Genomic DNA, 17,869 nt, shown 5'->3' on the forward strand with positions numbered 1-17,869 from the left:
TATTTCAAATGAAAAATCAAAGTGTAAAAAATAACATCGACTGGATAAGTGTTTTTATCTATACTGCGTTAGTAATATTGGGGTGGCTAAACATTTATTCCTCATCATTACTTTCTACAGAAGGAACATATCAAAAACAATTAATTTTTATTGGCTGTACTATTCCACTAATTTTTGTAGTCCTTTTTGTTGACGGAAAGTTCTATGAAAAATATGCCAGTATTATTTTTGGGGTTTCCTTGCTATCCTTAATTGGTTTATTTGTTTTCGGAAAAACTATTGCCGGACAAAGATGCTGGTATGCTATAGGAAGTTTTACATTACAACCTTCTGAGTTCGCTAAAGCCGCAACATCATTGGCATTAGCAAAATATTTAAGTGATACTCAAATAAATTTAAAAGACGTAAACAGGCAAATCCAGGCTTTGGCCATTGTATTTTTACCAGTTTTACTGATTTTACCACAACCCGATCCCGGAAGCGCCTTAATTTACAGTATTTTTATTGTTGTTCTATACAGAGAAGGATTGCCTTCATGGTATGTTTGGACTGGTTTTATAACCATTCTGTTATTTGTACTTACGCTTGTTTTAGAACCCTACGTTGTTATTCTACTAGCTTTAGCGGTGTTATTGATTATTCATTTTAAAGGAAGAGTTGTAGATCGAAATATCATCTTAAGCGGTATATTATTAGTAGGAATCTCGGCTTTTGTTTTATCTGTAGATTATGTTTTTGATCACGTTTTTAAACAACACCATAGGGACCGTTTTAACATTTTGCTTGGAAAAAGTGTCGATATGAAAGGTATCGGATACAACACCAATCAATCGGAAATTGCTATTGGATCAGGAGGATGGCTTGGCAAAGGTTTCTTAGAAGGAACCCAGACTAAAGGTGGTTTTGTACCGGAGCAACATACCGATTATATCTTTACTACAGTTGGTGAAGAATGGGGATTTGTTGGTTCTCTTGTTGTTATTACACTTTTTGTTGGTCTTTTTTTACGTGTAATATATTTAGCAGAAAGACAAAAGACTAAATTCAGCCGCGTTTACGGATATTGTGTTGCTGGTATTTTATTCACTCACTTTTTTGTGAACATTGCAATGGTTATTGGAATTTTCCCTACAATTGGAGTGCCACTTCCCTTCTTTTCTTATGGAGGTTCCGGACTTTGGGGATTCACCATTTTGTTATTTATATTCTTAAAAATGGATGCCAATAAAGTAAATGAATGGTAGCAGATAAATATACCAATATTTAAAATCTAAATTCCTATAAATAGAATTTAGAACATTCTAAATTAAATTCTAAGTAAAAAAAACTAGATATAAAAAAGTCCGAAGTTTAACTTCGGACTTTTTTATTTATATTTCTTCGCTTGTATTTGTTCGTTTTTTAATAAGTTTTAAGAAAACTGGAAATGTCGATAGTATGATAATTCCAATTACAATAACTTCAATATGCTCTTTTAAATCTATTCCGTGTTCCAAAAACACTCCGTATAAATAATGTCCTGAAAAGATCAATATAAAAGACCATAAAAATGAACTTAAAATATTGTAGAACATGAATTTCTTTTTATCCATTGAAACTATTCCTGCAATTATTGGAGCAAAGGTTCTGAAAATTGGAAGGAAACGAGCATAAATAATTGCTTTACCTCCGTACTTTTCAAAAAAGTCTTTTGATTGTAATAAATACTTTTTCTTGAACCAAAACGTATCTTCTTTTTTAAACAGATAATATCCGCTTTTGGCTCCAAACCAATATCCGGTCATATTACCTAAAACACCCATTATACCAACCAAAGTTGAAAGTAAAAAGACATTTATGAAATCACTCGGAATATGAAGAACATTCTGAATTAAATCGCGACTGTAAATTCCTGACAAAAAAAGCAAACTATCTCCTGGTAGAAAAAAACCTGCAAAAAGCCCTGTCTCAGCAAATACTATAAACAGCACAATGTATAAACCAATTTGATAACCGCCAATACTTAATGTTATATAAAATTCAGGGTTAACTAATTGAGTCCAATCGAAATTATTCATAAAATGGTTTGGTTACATTTATAAGTTTGTGAAAGTAAGAATAATTTAGGTTAACCACAATAAATTATGGCATTTTAAAGATTAATTAACGATATAAAAAGCCCAAGTCGAAGCTTGGGCTTTCAAAAAAATTAATCTCTTTCGTACTTACAGCAAGTGTGCAAATTATCATAATCTACCTGTGTTGCTTTTACTTCTTTAGTATCATGACCAACCTTTGCAATGGCCTTATTTAGATCTGACGGCGAACATTTTTCTTCATTTAAAATAACAGTTAGCTGATGTGAGCTAATATCCCAGTTAGCAGTTTTTACACCTGGAACACTAAAAGCCGCCTTTTCAATGCGTTTTTTACATTGCTCACAATTACCGTTTACTTCGGTTGTATATTTTAAATTCTTATTCTTTTTTGTTTGAGCCTGAAGTGAAAAGCCAACAAATGTTACCAGTAATATTAAAACTATCTTTTTCATTATGTTTATTATTAAATTTTTTAAATTTTTATTTTATTTTAAATCGTAATCCTGCGTAATACATTTGTCCAAAAATTGGAGCGTACGCAATAGAAGCATCAAAGTTAGGACCAAACGGATCGTTGGCACCAAGAATTGCTTTTTCCTGTTTATAATTTCCAATATTTTCTCCTCCTATATATACTTCAAAAACAGGCGAAAAAACTCTTGTTACCTGAATATTCATAACTGCGTAAGAAGGTGAAAATTCAGGAAACTGATCTTCAACAGGATTTGATGCCGTGTAAGGCAATTGCTGTTTTCCTGACCAATTGAAAGTATAATCAAACTTCCATTGTTTGTCCTCATTCATAGCAGTTTCATATTCCAGATTCCCTAAAAAACGATGTTTGGCTTGAAGCGGACGCTGAAAAGTTCCTTTTAAATAATCGGTTTGGATATCATAATATTTGTATGCCGTTCTTAAATTCAAATTATGAACCAACTCGTAATTGAACTCTAACTGAAAACTATTCGCAAATGAACTTCCTTTTAAATTATAAAACAACACTTCTTGCGGACTTTGCATTACATCAACAACGGCCTGATTCTGAAAATCTGTTCGGTAGAAATCAAAACCAGCGTCAGCATTTCTATTAAAAAGTTTAAATTTCTGCGAAAAACTTACGCCATAATTCCACGCAATTTCAGGATCCAGACCATAAATTTTTCCGCTATTATCTAAAATCGAAAAAGTTCGCGAACTCGCAAAAAGCTGTTGATTTTCGGCAAAAATATTAGCTGTACGTTTCCCTCTTCCGGCAGAAAAACGAATTACTCCGTCTTTCCACGGATTGTATCTCATGTGCAGACGAGGCGTTACGAAAAATCCCAATCGGTTATGGTTATCAACTCTTCCACCCAAAATCAAACTAAAATTATCCGTATTGTCATAAGTATATTCAAAGAATGCGCCAACCGAATTATCAATTCTACTATAATCATTTACGTTTACAAATTCCTGATACTGATCATAAGTAAAATTTAAACCTGTAGTAAATTTGTGCATCGTATTATTGATAATCGAATTGAAAATTAAATTCGAATAAAAGCTATTCTGCTTAATATTATACAGATTCAGACCAAAATACGAATTTTGATTATGGCTGTTAAAGGCATTCTGAAAACCAATACTCTGATATGGCATATCTTTAAAAACATAACCAATTTTAGTCGACACATCAAAACGCTCCGTATTGATCTCCGAACCCCAATGCTTTGTTGTACCGCGATCGGTGTCTTTATAAAAATCAACTTCTCCGGTTTGTTTTTTATCATTCATATATCTGAAATTGATAAAACTCACCAACCCACTTTCGGGATCGTAGTATTGGTACCGATTTAAAATATTGATTTGCTTTCCTAAAGGATTGTCCAAAAATCCGTCATTATTCATGTCGTTTTTTGCCACACGAGTATTTCCGTGAACGAACAAACCCGTTGCCCATTTATCAGATAGTTTTTTATTGAACTGTGTATTCAATTCAAAACGTGCATCCGTAGATCCGTAAGCATTTAGAAAAAACGGAATATCGGTTAATGGTTTTAAAAGTTCCGTATTTATTTGTCCCGAAATGCTTTCATAACCGTTAATAACACTTCCGGCACCTTTTGTAATCTGGACACTTTCGATCCAGGTTCCTGGTGTGAATGATAATCCATAAGCCTGAGAAGCACCTCGAACCGATGGAATATTTTCTTCAGTAATCATTAAATAAGGACTCGTTAAACCTAACATTTTTATTTGTTTGGTTCCTGTCAGAGCGTCCGAGAAGTTGACATCTATGGACGGATTTGTTTCGAAACTTTCGGCAAGGTTACAACAAGCTGCTTTTAATAATTCCTTGCTAGTAATAACACTTGTATTGGCTGTAAGTGTATAAGATTTTTTTATTCCTTTTTGCTTTTTAGTAACTTTTACTTCCTGTAAATCTTCTTGTGAAAAAACAGATACCGAAAATAAAACCATACCGAAAAACATGATACTTTTTTTCATAAAAATGATTTTAATATTAATTAGAAAACTGTTCCTGAAAGTTGATCATTATTAGAAAAACTCAAAACAGTACACTTCAAGTCATAAAAAGACTTGATTCTAAAAACATTAAAATCAGGAGTAAAAAATATATTGATTATATAGTTTGAATAAGGGAGGCGCATTCGCATCAGAATAATACGAAATGATTTTATTGTTTTTGAAATTCGGAATGGCTAAAAACGCAATTGGTTTATATTCCTGAATTACCGCCGGGAATGCGATTTGAAAAAAGAATATTTTGAAAGTAGCATTATCCGATTTTTTTTCGAAATGAACTACTTTATCTTTACAACACGATGATTTTTTTTCAGATGATCCGCAGCATTTTTTTTTCGGAGATTCTGAATCTGTAGTGTTTAATGAAACCGAGGCTATTTTACCTCCACAATAATGCACATCAAAAGCAAACCCAATGTTGGAAACCAACAATAGGAACGCTAAAAATAGTCCTGTGCACTTTTTGAAATTCATACTGCAAAATTATTTAAAAAAATCTCAGTAAGATATAATGAAATGTTATTTTTTAAAATTTTGCTGCTGATAGTAAAATGCGGGGATAAAAAGCAAAACAAATATGGGCTGAATTATAAATCTTCTTACGTAAAAAAGAAGCCAGTTTGCTTCAGGAAAATAATTCAGAATTATAAAAAACATTCCTAGTAGTAGTATTAAAAAAAACAAATAAAGAAAAGCAGTAAACTTTAAAATTTCCTTATCCTGAAATAATGCGTAAAGAAGTATTAACGATAAAATCGTATTTAAAAAATAGCGAAAGAAAAGACCTTCAAAAAGCCTTAAAGTTTCCACTTGAGGAAATTGCGAATTTTTAAAATTGACTGCGAAATATTTCAAAAAAGGATCATAAAACAATTGGTTTTCAAAAGCTCTAATTGCTCCAAAACACAATATAATAATAACCGTAACTAAAATTTTGACCCTATGTTCTAAAATTTTATTTAGCATATTTTGAAAATTTATTGACCCAAATTATCCACAAAATAAAAACCAGTCCATAAATGATTAAAGGAAATAAGACACCATGTAAAATGTGCTCCTTTTCAGGAAAACGATATAAAAGGACAGTTAATATCGCGATCCGAAAAACATTTAAGATATAAATAAAAATAGTACCTGCTAAAATAAACAATAAAGTGGATTTGAATTTTCCTGAAAAAGCGATTACAAAAGAAATAAACAAAATAATAACACTAATTGCATTGCAGCCTTCGACAATGCGAATTGTAAATTTTTTATTATACCAAACTTCCAGATTAGGATAAAAAATGCTTTTCTGAATTTTAATATCGCAACTAAACATTTGCATCACTTGTTCTACATTACGGCCAACAATAGCTGTTATGCCATCAACATCATTCGCTGCATATGAGTTTAAATAAAACTTGTAAATTAAGGTAAGTAAAATATAAGCAAGAAAAAAAGTGCCAATAAAAATGAGGAAAGGCTTAAATTGTATTAAATATTTTTTCAAGAGATTTTTTTTTCAAATTTATGTATTTTTTGAGATTAGCTTTAAATACTTTTGTATAAAATTTTTATATCATGACATTTCAAGAATTACAACCAAAAATAAGCGCTATTGTAGCTGACAACAATACCATTAGAGACGAAAAATTATTGGCAATTTGTCAATTGTTAAACGAAAATGTAGAATATTATAACTGGGTTGGTTTTTATTTTGCCAATCACGAGAACAAAACTTTGCATTTAGGCCCTTATGTTGGCGCAGAAACTGATCATACAGTAATTCCTTTTGGAAAAGGAATCTGTGGACAAGTTGCAGAAAGTAATGCCAATTTTGTAGTGCCTGATGTTGCCGCTCAGGACAATTATATTGCCTGTAGTTTTACAGTAAAATCAGAAATTGTGGTTCCGTTATTTGTTGATGGAGTAAATATTGGGCAAATTGACATCGACAGCCATGTCATCGACCCTTTTACTGAAGCTGACGAGAGATTTTTAGAGTTTGTAAATCAAGAAGTTGCTAAATTGTATTAAAAGTACTACATTTGTTTTCTGATCAAAAAGAATTCATGAAAAACCATTTGTTTACCAGATTACTATTATTTGTATCAATCGCTTCATTTTCGCAAATTATTAAACCAACCAGGTATAACCTGGATTCTTTGCGTATCCCAACAATCAAACAAGATTTTAAATACATCAGATTGGTTGAAAATTACGACAACCGTCCTAACGTATTCCTTTTCACAGAATATACCCGAGAAGGCAAAATAACAATGAGGGCTATTTCGACAAAAAAAGATGAGCAAAAATTTGAGGGTCCTAGAATAGACTATTACGAAAACGGAAACATAAAACAAGAATCCAACTATATTGATAATAAATTGAGTGGGACACAAATTGATTATTACGAAAACAACGATAAAAAAACAGAAAAAGAAATAACATGGAATCCCGAAAAAAAGATTTCCTCTGTCAAAATTTTACAGTTTTGGAATAAAGACAAACAACAAACTGTAGTCGATGGAAATGGTATTTATGAAGACACTGAGGATGATCTCTATGAAAAAGGAGAAATTAAAAAAGGAGAAAAACAAGGTATTTGGGAAGGGAAAGATCTAAAGAAAAAAATTAATTTTACGGAAAACTATAATGAAGGAGTATTAATTTCCGGCATAAGTACCGATGAAAACAATAATCTATTCCCATATAAAGAAATACTGGAAAAGCCTTTTCCAGCAAAGGGAATGCAAAATTTTTACAAACATATAGGAAGAAATTACAGTACTCCAAAAGTAGAAGGACTAAAAGGAAAAATATATATCACTTTTGTTATAGATGAAGATGGAGATCCGACCAATTTTAGAGTATTAAGAGACATTGGTTATGGCACCGGCTTAGAAGGCATCAAAGTGATAGCAAGTTATGGAAAATGGATTCCTGGCAAAATGAGAGGTATCCCGGAAAAAGTAATGTATTCATTGCCTATTACAGTACAAGCAAGCACCAATCCGTTTCAATATAACAACAATTCGTCTCAAAGAAGCAACGATCCTTTTCAGCAGAACAACAATTCATTTAGATAAACAAATAATTTGTTATTCATATTTCACCATTGCTTCGCCAGTTCACAAAATAAAGAAACCTTTATTTTGTTCATCTCATAATTATTTTTTACATTTGCACCCGTCTTACAAAAGTTGTGAAGACATACATAAAAATCATTAAATAATATTGGAATGTATTTAACTAAAGAAAAAAAGGAAGAGATTTTCGCTCAACACGGTGCTGCAACAAACACTGGAAGCGCAGAAGGTCAGATTGCATTGTTCACTTACAGAATTTCACACTTAACTGAACACTTGAAAAAAAATCGTCACGATTACAACACTGAGCGTTCACTTGTACTACTAGTAGGTAAAAGAAGAGCTTTGTTGGATTACTTGAAAAAGAAAGAGATCAACAGATATCGTGAGATTATCAAAGTATTGAATATCAGAAAATAATCAATATAGGAAAGAGGTGCGAAAGTGCCTCTTTTTTTATTTTAAATTAAAAATCACATTTTTAGATTTTTAACTTTACAAACGCATAAATATTGATTTTTGAAATTGATATTGACATTAAAAAAAGTTTGGTTTTTCATTGGGTTTTAGAAACAATAACTACACACACAACAACTACAACACAACTAAAACCCATTGTATAACCAATAAGGAAAAATTTATGATTCCACAATTATTTGTAGAGAAAATCGATTTAGGTGATGGCAGAAGCATCACAATCGAGACAGGGCGTTTAGCTAAACAAGCTGATGGTTCTGTAGTAGTAAGAATGGGCGACACAATGATACTTGCAACAGCAGTTTCAGCTCGCACTTCTAACCCAGCGGTAGACTTTTTACCATTAACGGTAGATTATCGCGAAAAATTTGCAGCAGCAGGTCGTTTCCCAGGAGGTTTCTTTAAAAGAGAAGCACGCCCAAGCGACAGCGAAGTATTAACAATGAGATTAGTTGACCGTGTCTTACGTCCGCTTTTCCCAGACGATTACCACGCTGAGACTCAAGTTATGATTCAATTAATGTCTCATGACGAAGAAGTTATGCCAGATGCTTTAGCTGGTTTAGCTGCATCTGCAGCATTAGCAGTTTCAGACATTCCTTTTTACAACTTAATTTCTGAAGTACGTGTTGCACGTATCGATGGAAAATTTGTAATCAACCCAAGCAGAACAGAATTAGAAAAATCAGACATTGACATGATGATTGGAGCTTCTTTGGACTCAGTTGCAATGGTTGAAGGAGAGATGAAAGAAATTTCAGAAGCTGAAATGGTTGAGGCAATTAAATTTGCTCACGAAGCTATTAAAGTTCAAATTCAAGCGCAATTGCGTTTACAAGCTGCTTTTGGCAAAAAAGAAATTCGTACTTACGAAGGTGAGAAAGAAAACGAAGAAATCTATAAAAAAGTAAAAGCTGCTGCATACGATAAAATTTATGCTATTGCAAAAGTTGGATCTGCTAAACACGAAAGAAGTGCTGCATTTGCTGAAGTAAAAGAAGAAGTTAAAGCTTTATTTACTGAAGAAGAATTGGCTGCTGATGGAGATTTAGTTTCTAAATATTTCTATAAAACAAACAAAGAAGCTGTTCGTAACGTAGTGTTAGAATTAGGCGTTCGTTTAGACGGTAGAAAAACTACAGATATCAGACCAATCTGGTGTGAAACTGATTATTTACCAAGAGTTCACGGTTCGTCTTTATTTACACGTGGAGAAACTCAGGCATTGGCTACAGTAACTCTTGGAACTTCTAGAGAAGCTAACCAAATTGATTCTCCATCTGAACAAGGTGAAGAGAAATTCTACTTACACTATAACTTCCCTCCTTTCTCAACTGGTGAAGCAAAACCATTAAGAGGAACTTCAAGAAGAGAAGTTGGTCACGGTAACTTAGCTCAAAGAGCTTTGAAAAATATGATTCCTGCTGATTGTCCTTATACTATCCGTATTGTTTCTGAAGTTTTAGAATCTAATGGTTCTTCTTCTATGGCAACAGTTTGTGCTGGTACAATGGCTTTGATGGATGCTGGAGTCCAAATGGTAAAACCAGTTTCTGGAATTGCTATGGGATTAATTACTGACGGTGAGAAATTTGCTGTATTGTCTGATATTTTAGGTGATGAAGATCACTTAGGAGATATGGACTTTAAAGTAACCGGAACTGCTGACGGTATCACAGCTTGTCAAATGGACATCAAAATTGATGGATTACGTTATGACATCATGGAGCAAGCTTTAGGGCAAGCACGTGAAGGACGTTTACATATTTTAGGAAAATTAACTGAAACTATTGCTGCACCAAGAGCTGATGTAAAAGCTCACGCACCAAAAATCATTACCAGAACTATTCCTGGAAACTTTATTGGAGCATTGATCGGACCTGGTGGAAAAGTAATTCAGGAATTACAAAAAGCTACCGGAACAACTATTGTTATCAACGAAGTTGACGAGCAAGGTGTTATCGAAATCTTAGGTACAGATCCTGCTGGAATTGAAGCAGTATTGGCTAAAATTAAGTCAATCACTTTCAAACCACAAATGGGAGAAGCTTACGAAGTGAAAGTAATTAAAATGTTAGATTTTGGAGCTGTTGTTGAATACACTGCTGCACCAGGAAATGAAGTTTTATTACACGTATCTGAGCTAGCTTGGGAACGCACTGAAAACGTAGCTGATGTTGTAAACATGGGCGATGTTTTTGAAGTGAAATACCTAGGTGTTGATCCTAAAACCAAAAAAGAAAAAGTGTCAAGAAAAGCACTTTTACAAAGACCTCCACGTGAGGAGAAAAAAGAGTAATCAGATCTTAGTTTACTAAAGGTTTATTCATAGAAAACCCCAATTCATTTACTTGAATTGGGGTTTTTCGTTTTCAATTATAAATATTTTATTACATTTTAACAATTGTTCATGATTTTTAAGATTTTTTTTTAATACTTTTGAGTTCAACCAACCAAAAACATTAAAATCTACCAATCCTTTGAAAAATCACCAACAAAGATCCTTATTTCTTTTAATATTTGGATTATTCTTAAACTTTTCGACGATTTACAGCCAAACCAATGCAGATATTTCAACCTACAAATGGTTTGATCAGGCTATTAACGACAAAGATCTTGACATTATTAACGGTACACTTCATACCAATCCCTACCGAACAGTTGGGGAGAATAACATGTATTACATTGATGATAAATATGAATCAGGAATTCTTATTTATGAGAATCAAGCGTATTATAACGTAAAACTAAAATATGATATATACCGAGATATTTTAGTTTTAAATCCACCGCAGGCATCCGAGAATATGGGACTCAATGTAATTAGCAGCAAAGTTCAATCTTTCTCGATTAAGGGCAAAACTTTTATAAGAATTGACAGAAAAGATAATGCTGTTCCAGAATTCAGTACAGGATATTACGAAGAAAATAAAATCGCTTCCGATTTTATATTTTATATTAAACATCATAAAGACCAACAAAAAGGAATTAATGATGGTGGTGTATATTATATCTATAAAGAAAACACTTCTTTCTTTCTTGACTTGAAAAACAAGATTTACAAAATAAATGACAAAAGTGATGTTGTTAATCTTTTTCCGGAACAAAAAAAGCAAATCAATGGGTTTTATCTAATGAACAGAGAATTAAAAAAATCTGACTTAAATCAATTTATGACAAATTTGATGAAATATATTAATAACTCTATTTCTGTTCAAACTAAATAAGACAAATGAAAAAAATTCTACTCGCCTTAGTTCTCTTATTCTCTTTTCAATTATCTTTTGCCCAAAATACGAATGAGAAATTAACTATTACATTTAAAGATTCTACTTTAGAAAATGCTCTAAAATCTATTGAATCTTCAACATCGTACAAATTTTATTTTGATCCAACATGGGTTAGCTCAAACAAAACATTAATATCTGGCACCTATACAGATATTAAAATTGATGACTTACTGGATAAAATTTTAAATAAAACTGATTTGAATTTTATTGTATTGAAAAACAAAGTGATCTTAACACTTAACAATACGATTCACGATGACTTGCCTTCAAATTATTTCAAGGATGCTCCTATTGCCACTAGCGATCAAAACAATGCAGGCAATAATGGTGATAATCCTGTTTTCTATCAACAATACGATTCACTAAACAATTATAGTGTAACTAAAAAGGCGTCTATAGTATTTATCGGTAAAGAAAATAAAGAAGTTGGTAAAAAAAGTTATACCGTTTCCGGTTCTATTAAAAATGCTGAAACTGGTAAACCTGAGCCAAACATTTACATTACTGTTCGAAATAAGAACATAAATACCTCAACTGATCCTGATGGAAATTATAGCTTACAACTACCAAGAGGAATAAATGTTATTGAAATTAAATCTTTAAGCCATAAACAAGTTGTAAAAACTTTAATGGTTTATGACAATGGTACTTTTGATGTTAACATTAATGAGAAATCAAATCAATTAGACGAAGTTGTCATTAAAAAGAAAGGCCAAAGACAAACGGAAACCGCTGTTTCGGGATTAGTTTCAATAGATATCGAGGGAATTAAAAATGTTCCGTTAATCCTTGGAGAAAGAGATATATTAAAGGTTGCAACTACTTTTCCCGGTATCAAAACTACTGGCGAAGGATCAGCGGGATTTAACGTTAGAGGTGGAAAAGATGATCAGAATTTAATTCTGTTAGACAATGCCGTTTTGTATAATCCGCAACACTTTTTAGGTTTCTTTTCGGCTATTAATCCATACACTGCAAAAAAAGCTGACATCTACAAAGGTAGTATACCTGCTGATTTTGGTGGAAGATTGTCTTCTGTATTTGATATTGCAACAAAAAATGGAAATCCGGAAAAATTTTCAGGAGAAGGCGCTATTGGCCCAATAACATCAAATCTTACTCTTAGCATGCCAATTGAAAAAAATAAATCAAGCATTATCTTTGGAGGTCGCGCAACATATTCAGACTGGATTTTAAAATCTTTAGATAATGAAGATTTAAAAAATAGTGAAGCCGGATTTTATGATGGAATTCTAAAATACAACAATGCAATCAACAGCAATAATAATTTAGAAGCTACAATGTATTATAGTCATGACCGCTTTAGTCTAAGCTCTGACTCTATTTACAAATACAGCAACAGACTTGCTTCGGTAAAATGGGATCATTCATTCAGCAAAAAAAGCAAAGCTGCATTAATTTTTACAAATAGTGAGTATAAGTTTAATATTGATTATGACTCAGCAGATATTAACTCTTTTGACTTCGGATACAAAGTAAACGAATCACAATTACAGTTAAAATTTAATTATGTACTTAATCCTAAGCATACATTTTCATATGGAATTGCGAGCAAATTATATAACATTTCACCAGGTTACCAACATCCTACTAAGCCAGAAGCTACTTTAATAGCAACTGATATTGAAAAGGAACGAGCCTTGGAATCGGCAGTTTATTTTGCCGACAGTTATAAATTTAGCGATAAATTACTTATCGATTTAGGATTGCGATACTCCTATTATGCAGCTTTAGGAGAAGCCAATGTAAACGTTTACCAACCAGGCTTACCTCTTAGCGATGAAACAGTAATTGGCACTGAACACTATGCGAAAAATGAGGTGACAAAAACCTATGGCGGTCTAGAACCTCGTTTAGCGGCAAGATATTTCTTTACAGAAGATTTCTCTATAAAAGCTGGATTTGACATGACAAGACAGTACATTCACCTTTTATCAAGCAACGTAACTCAATCTCCAACAGACACATGGAAATTGTCTGATGCAAATGTAGCCCCACAAAGTGCACAACAAGTTTCGTTAGGTCTTTTTAAAAATCTAAAAGATGAGGAATACGAACTTAGCCTTGAAGGATATTACAAAAGATCGAAAAACATTCTTGATTATAAAGTTGGTGCCCAGCTTTTACTAAACGAGAATGTTGAAACGGAGCTTCTGCAAGGTGAAGGTAAAGCTTATGGAATTGAATTTTTAATAAAGAAAAACATTGGACGATTAAATGGCTGGATTGGCTATACTTACTCTCGTACCTTTATTAAACTGGATAGCCAATTTAGCTCAGAGATTGTAAATAATGGAGACTATTTCCCAGCAAATTTTGACAAACCTCATGATTTGAGTGCTATTTTAAATTATAAATTTACAAAACGTTACAGCTTGTCTACTAACTTTTTATATCAAACAGGAAGACCAATAACTTACCCGATAGGAACTTTTCACTATGGAAATGCTGATTATACATTATATAGTGATCGAAATGCCTACAGAATCCCTGACTATATTCGTCTAGATATCGGAGTAAACATTGAAGGAAATCATAAAATAAAAAAATTAGCTCATAGTTTCTGGAACATTTCAGTTTATAATGTCTTAGGCAGAAATAATCCATATTCTATTTACTTTGTAACTGATCAAAGCGGAAAAGTAAAAGGATATAAAACGTCTATATTCTCTATACCTGTTCCAAGTATTACTTATAATTTCAAATTTTAAAGAGTGAAAAATCTGAAATTAATAAATATTGTTTTGTTTGCGGTATTGGCTATTGTCTGCAATAGCTGTACCGAAGCATATCCATTACTGACTAATACTTATGAAGAAGCACTAGTCGTGGAAGCAACCATAACAAATGAACTTAAAATCCAGGAAATAAAACTTACAAAAACGGCAAAATTTGAAGATGAAAGCTATCTCCCGGAAAGTGGAGCAGAAGTTAGCGTAACAGACGATGCAGGCAATCATTACAACTTTAGAGATGATGGTGACAGATATGTTTCCGAAATTGAATTTCAAGCTGTACCTCAAAAAAAATACCAATTGCATATTAAAACGAAGGACGGAAGATCTTTTGAATCATCACAAGAAACCCTTCCAGCCATAAATCCTATGCAAGATGTAAAAGCCGCAGTTGAAACCAAAGATGGCAAAACAGGAGTTAGTATAAGAGTCAATAGTTACGACCCTAATAAGCAATCTAATTATTATAGATTCGAATATGAGGAAACGTATAAAATAGTTACTCCCAGATGGGTTCCGACTAAAGCAGTTGTAGAAAAAAATGGATCGGTTTCTTTTGTTCCAAATTCACCTGAAACAAAAGTTTGTTACGGATACAAAAAAAGCACTGACTTGCTTTTGGAAAGCACAAATAAGTTGAGCGAAGATCGGTTAGATTATTTAATCCGTTTTATCAGCGATCAGAATTATATTATTACAACAAGGTATAGTATTTTAGTAAAACAATATGTCGAAAGCTTAAATGCCTATACCTATTATAGTACTTTAAAACAAATTTCAGGATCAGGAACTGCTTTATCTCCTACACAGCCAGGGATTTTGTTAGGCAATATAAGATCTGTAAACAATTCTAACAGCAAAATAGTGGGTTATTTTGATGTAACTTCTGTATCGACCGAAAGGATTTATTTTAATTATTCAGATTTATTTCCAGGAGCACCTCCTCCTCCCTATTACACAGAATGCACAGAGTTTTGTTATGCCGGATATCCATTCAATCCTGTTCCGTGTACGCATGAAGGAAGTTATGCAGATGGTATATTGTCTAATTCCATAAATTATTTATTACATGGTGAGCAATTTATTTTTTGGGTAAATGCTCCTTGCGGAGATTGTACCACATTTGCTTCAAATTTAAAACCTCCATTTTGGATAGATTAAAAGAATCTACTGAGTTGAAGGTCAAAAAAACAATATAGAGTCCATTCTTAAACAGAATGAAAACTATACCAAATACATATTAATATAATGCCTATAAATAAAATATTATATATACTTACAGTATGCTTTTTTATACAAGGCTGTACGGAAACATATCCTTTACTGACTAATACTTATGAAGAGGCATTAGTGGTAGAAACAACCATAACAAATGAACTTAAAACTCAAGAAATAAAACTTACAAAAACGGCAAAATTTGAAGACGAAAAATATCAGCCAGAAATTGGAGCACAAGTCTTTATAACTGATGATGGAGGAAATCAATATGATTTTAAAGATAATGGTGAAAAATATATTTCAACGATCGAATTTCAAGCCGTACCGGATAGAAAATATCAATTGCATATTAAAACTGCGGATGGAAGATCATTTGAATCGTCACCAGAAACCCTCACTACTGTAAATCCAATACAAGAGTTAAATGCAAGTGTAGAAACTCAAGATGATCAAAGAGGAGTCGCTATAAAAGTTGTCAGTTATGATCCTAACCGAAAATCTAATTATTATAGATATGAATACGAGGAAACCTATAAGATAATTGCTCCTAAATGGACATCAGCTTCAATGACACTGGATAAAAATAACGTACTTGTGCCCGGAGTAAATAGTCCTGATCTCAGAGTTTGCTATGGTGACAAGAAAAGTACAGATATCCTTTTAACAAATACAAATGATCAAAATGAAGACCGTACCAATTATACCGTTCGTTTTATAAGTAACAAAAACTACATAATAACAACAAGATACAGTATTTTTGTAAAACAATATATAGAAAGTTTAGGAGCATACACCTATTACAGATCTTTGAAAGAAATGTCAGGCACTCAGAGCATTACATCTCCTAAACAACCCGGAATCTTATTAGGAAATATTAGAGCAGTAGATAATTCTAAAAGTAAAGTTTTAGGTTATTTCGATGTTGCTTCTGTATCATCAGACAGACTTTATTTTAACTATGAAGATTTGTTTCCAAATGAAGCACCTCCTCCATATGTTGAAGATTGTACCCCATTTTGCTATACCGATGTTATTAGTTCCGGTAACCCTTGTACACATGTTTTGTTTAACGATTATAAAGGCGATTTAGAACGGGGCAGAATAATCTTTTTTATGCCCGCTCTATCTAATTACTGGGTCTATACGGCTTGCGGAGATTGTACTTCTTTCTCTTCAAATATAAAACCACCGTTCTGGATAGATTAAAAAAATAAAAATAAAAAATACGGAAAATATTTAACGATTTCCAAGCAAGAAACAATTCAATATCATGTCTTTAAATAAAATATTTTGTATTCTCTTACTCTCTTTTTTCGTACAAAGCTGTACGGAAACATATCCTCTATTAACGAATACGTATGAGGAAGCAATAGTTGTCGAAGCGACATTAACAAACGAGCTTAAAACTCAGGAAATAAAAATCACCAAAACATCCAAGTTTGAAGACAACCAAATTCAAACTGAAAAAGGAGCAATTGTAACTATCAAAGACAATCAAAATAATGAGTATCAATTTGAAGAAAATTCAGGTTCATACAAATCTAAAACAGCATTCCAAATACTGCCAGAAAGACAATATACTTTACAAATTAAAACTACTGATGGCAAAGTTTATCAATCATCACCTGAAACATTAACAACTGTATCACCAATACAAAATGTTGTCCCAACATTAATAACAAATAAAGACAATATAACAGGAATTCAAATTAACGTACAAAGTTACGACCCAAAAAACACTTCAAAATACTATCGATTTGAATATGAAGAATCTTATAAAATTGTCACTCCGAGATGGATGCCATATAAAGTAATTGTAACCGGTCCGGAATCAGTACAAGTAATCCCAAATTCAGCTGATTCCAGAATCTGTTATTCAACCAAAAACTCAACTGATATTATTTTACATACAACAACTGATTTAGCAGAAGACCGTGTTGACCTTCCTATTCGCTTCATTGATGAAGAAAATTATATAATAGGTCACCGATACAGCATTTTAGTAAAACAATATGTAGAAAATTTAGCCGCTTATACTTTTCATAAAACAATGAGGGATATTGCAAGTTCTGCGAGTATTTTGTCTCCGAAGCAACCCGGAGTGATTGCTGGAAACATAAAATGTATTAGCGATTCGAAGACTAAGGTTATTGGTTATTTTGATGTCTCTTCAGTTTCAGAGCAAAGAATATTTTTTAATTATAGTGATTTTTTCCCAGGAAAACCTGCACCATATTTTGATCCTTGCAATGACACATTTTTTAATTTCTGTTTCCGAGGTCCAAACTGTGATGGCGACAGTATGATATACACTATCGAAGAAAACTTAATGACCTATATTAGTAACGCAGGTTTAAGATATACATTTACCCCAGTTGTCTGCGGAGATTGCACCTCTTTTTCATCGAATGTAGTACCTCCATTTTGGATTGAATAAAAAAATATAAATAGAT

The 17,869-nt window shown here is 32.5% G+C and carries 16 protein-coding genes; 10 read left to right on the top strand and 6 right to left on the bottom strand.

The genetic code is table 11. From position 1 onward, the window contains the following. Window positions 1–8: 8 nt before the first annotated feature. Entirely contained in the window at window positions 9–1,244 is a 1,236-nt protein-coding gene (rodA, locus tag J2X17_RS00890) for a rod shape-determining protein RodA (RefSeq protein WP_310293803.1), read from the top strand. Window positions 1,245–1,370: 126 nt separating this feature from the next. Here rodA and J2X17_RS00895 read toward each other — a convergent pair whose 3' ends face one another. From J2X17_RS00895 to xrtF, 6 genes are all read right to left on the bottom strand, one after another. Next, on the bottom strand, window positions 1,371–2,057 hold the full coding sequence (locus tag J2X17_RS00895; protein WP_310293806.1) for a DedA family protein: 687 nt from the start codon (window positions 2,055–2,057) through the stop codon (window positions 1,371–1,373). A 131-nt stretch (window positions 2,058–2,188) separates the two neighbouring features. Beyond that, window positions 2,189–2,530, bottom strand: coding sequence for a heavy-metal-associated domain-containing protein (locus tag J2X17_RS00900; RefSeq protein WP_310293808.1), 342 nt, complete (start codon window positions 2,528–2,530; stop codon window positions 2,189–2,191). Between the two features lie 28 nt (window positions 2,531–2,558). Further along, the gene (locus J2X17_RS00905) at window positions 2,559–4,565 is read right to left on the bottom strand and encodes a TonB-dependent receptor plug domain-containing protein (protein ID WP_310293810.1); all 2,007 of its coding nucleotides are present in this window, start codon (window positions 4,563–4,565) and stop codon (window positions 2,559–2,561) included. 114 nt (window positions 4,566–4,679) lie between these two features. Continuing rightward, window positions 4,680–5,078, bottom strand: coding sequence for an HYC_CC_PP family protein (locus J2X17_RS00910; RefSeq protein ID WP_310293811.1), 399 nt, complete (start codon window positions 5,076–5,078; stop codon window positions 4,680–4,682). Between the two features lie 45 nt (window positions 5,079–5,123). After that, window positions 5,124–5,570: an exosortase F system-associated membrane protein gene (locus J2X17_RS00915; protein ID WP_310293813.1), complete on the bottom strand. Its 447-nt coding sequence runs from the start codon at window positions 5,568–5,570 to the stop codon at window positions 5,124–5,126. Further along, entirely contained in the window at window positions 5,560–6,096 is a 537-nt protein-coding gene (gene xrtF, locus J2X17_RS00920; protein WP_310293814.1) for an exosortase family protein XrtF, read from the bottom strand. Before xrtF ends, J2X17_RS00915 begins: the two co-directional genes overlap by 11 nt. A 71-nt stretch (window positions 6,097–6,167) precedes the next feature. Between xrtF and J2X17_RS00925 the strand changes: the two genes are divergently transcribed. From J2X17_RS00925 to J2X17_RS00965, 9 genes are all read left to right on the top strand, one after another. Continuing rightward, window positions 6,168–6,623: a GAF domain-containing protein gene (locus J2X17_RS00925; protein WP_310293816.1), complete on the top strand. Its 456-nt coding sequence runs from the start codon at window positions 6,168–6,170 to the stop codon at window positions 6,621–6,623. Window positions 6,624–6,658: 35 nt separating this feature from the next. Continuing rightward, complete coding sequence (locus J2X17_RS00930; protein WP_310293818.1) at window positions 6,659–7,675, top strand: energy transducer TonB; 1,017 nt, start codon at window positions 6,659–6,661, stop codon at window positions 7,673–7,675. 153 nt (window positions 7,676–7,828) lie between these two features. Further along, entirely contained in the window at window positions 7,829–8,095 is a 267-nt protein-coding gene (gene rpsO, locus J2X17_RS00935) for a 30S ribosomal protein S15 (RefSeq protein WP_026983900.1), read from the top strand. A 220-nt stretch (window positions 8,096–8,315) separates the two neighbouring features. Next, complete coding sequence (locus tag J2X17_RS00940; RefSeq protein ID WP_310293821.1) at window positions 8,316–10,451, top strand: polyribonucleotide nucleotidyltransferase; 2,136 nt, start codon at window positions 8,316–8,318, stop codon at window positions 10,449–10,451. A 181-nt stretch (window positions 10,452–10,632) separates the two neighbouring features. Then, window positions 10,633–11,379, top strand: a complete 747-nt coding sequence (locus tag J2X17_RS00945; RefSeq protein WP_310293824.1) for a hypothetical protein — start codon at window positions 10,633–10,635, stop codon at window positions 11,377–11,379. Window positions 11,380–11,384: 5 nt separating this feature from the next. After that, window positions 11,385–14,174 (top strand): TonB-dependent receptor, encoded by a 2,790-nt coding sequence (locus tag J2X17_RS00950; protein WP_310293826.1) that lies wholly within the window; start codon window positions 11,385–11,387, stop codon window positions 14,172–14,174. A gap of 3 nt (window positions 14,175–14,177) precedes the next feature. Continuing rightward, window positions 14,178–15,359 (top strand): DUF4249 domain-containing protein, encoded by a 1,182-nt coding sequence (locus tag J2X17_RS00955; RefSeq protein ID WP_310293827.1) that lies wholly within the window; start codon window positions 14,178–14,180, stop codon window positions 15,357–15,359. An 87-nt stretch (window positions 15,360–15,446) separates the two neighbouring features. Next, entirely contained in the window at window positions 15,447–16,622 is a 1,176-nt protein-coding gene (locus tag J2X17_RS00960; RefSeq protein ID WP_310293829.1) for a DUF4249 domain-containing protein, read from the top strand. 64 nt (window positions 16,623–16,686) lie between these two features. Beyond that, complete coding sequence (locus J2X17_RS00965) at window positions 16,687–17,853, top strand: DUF4249 domain-containing protein (protein WP_310293832.1); 1,167 nt, start codon at window positions 16,687–16,689, stop codon at window positions 17,851–17,853. The last annotated feature ends 16 nt before the right edge of the window (window positions 17,854–17,869 follow it).

The sequence above is a fragment of the Flavobacterium aquidurense genome (assembly GCF_031458035.1).
GTDB lineage: Bacteria > Bacteroidota > Bacteroidia > Flavobacteriales > Flavobacteriaceae > Flavobacterium > Flavobacterium aquidurense_C.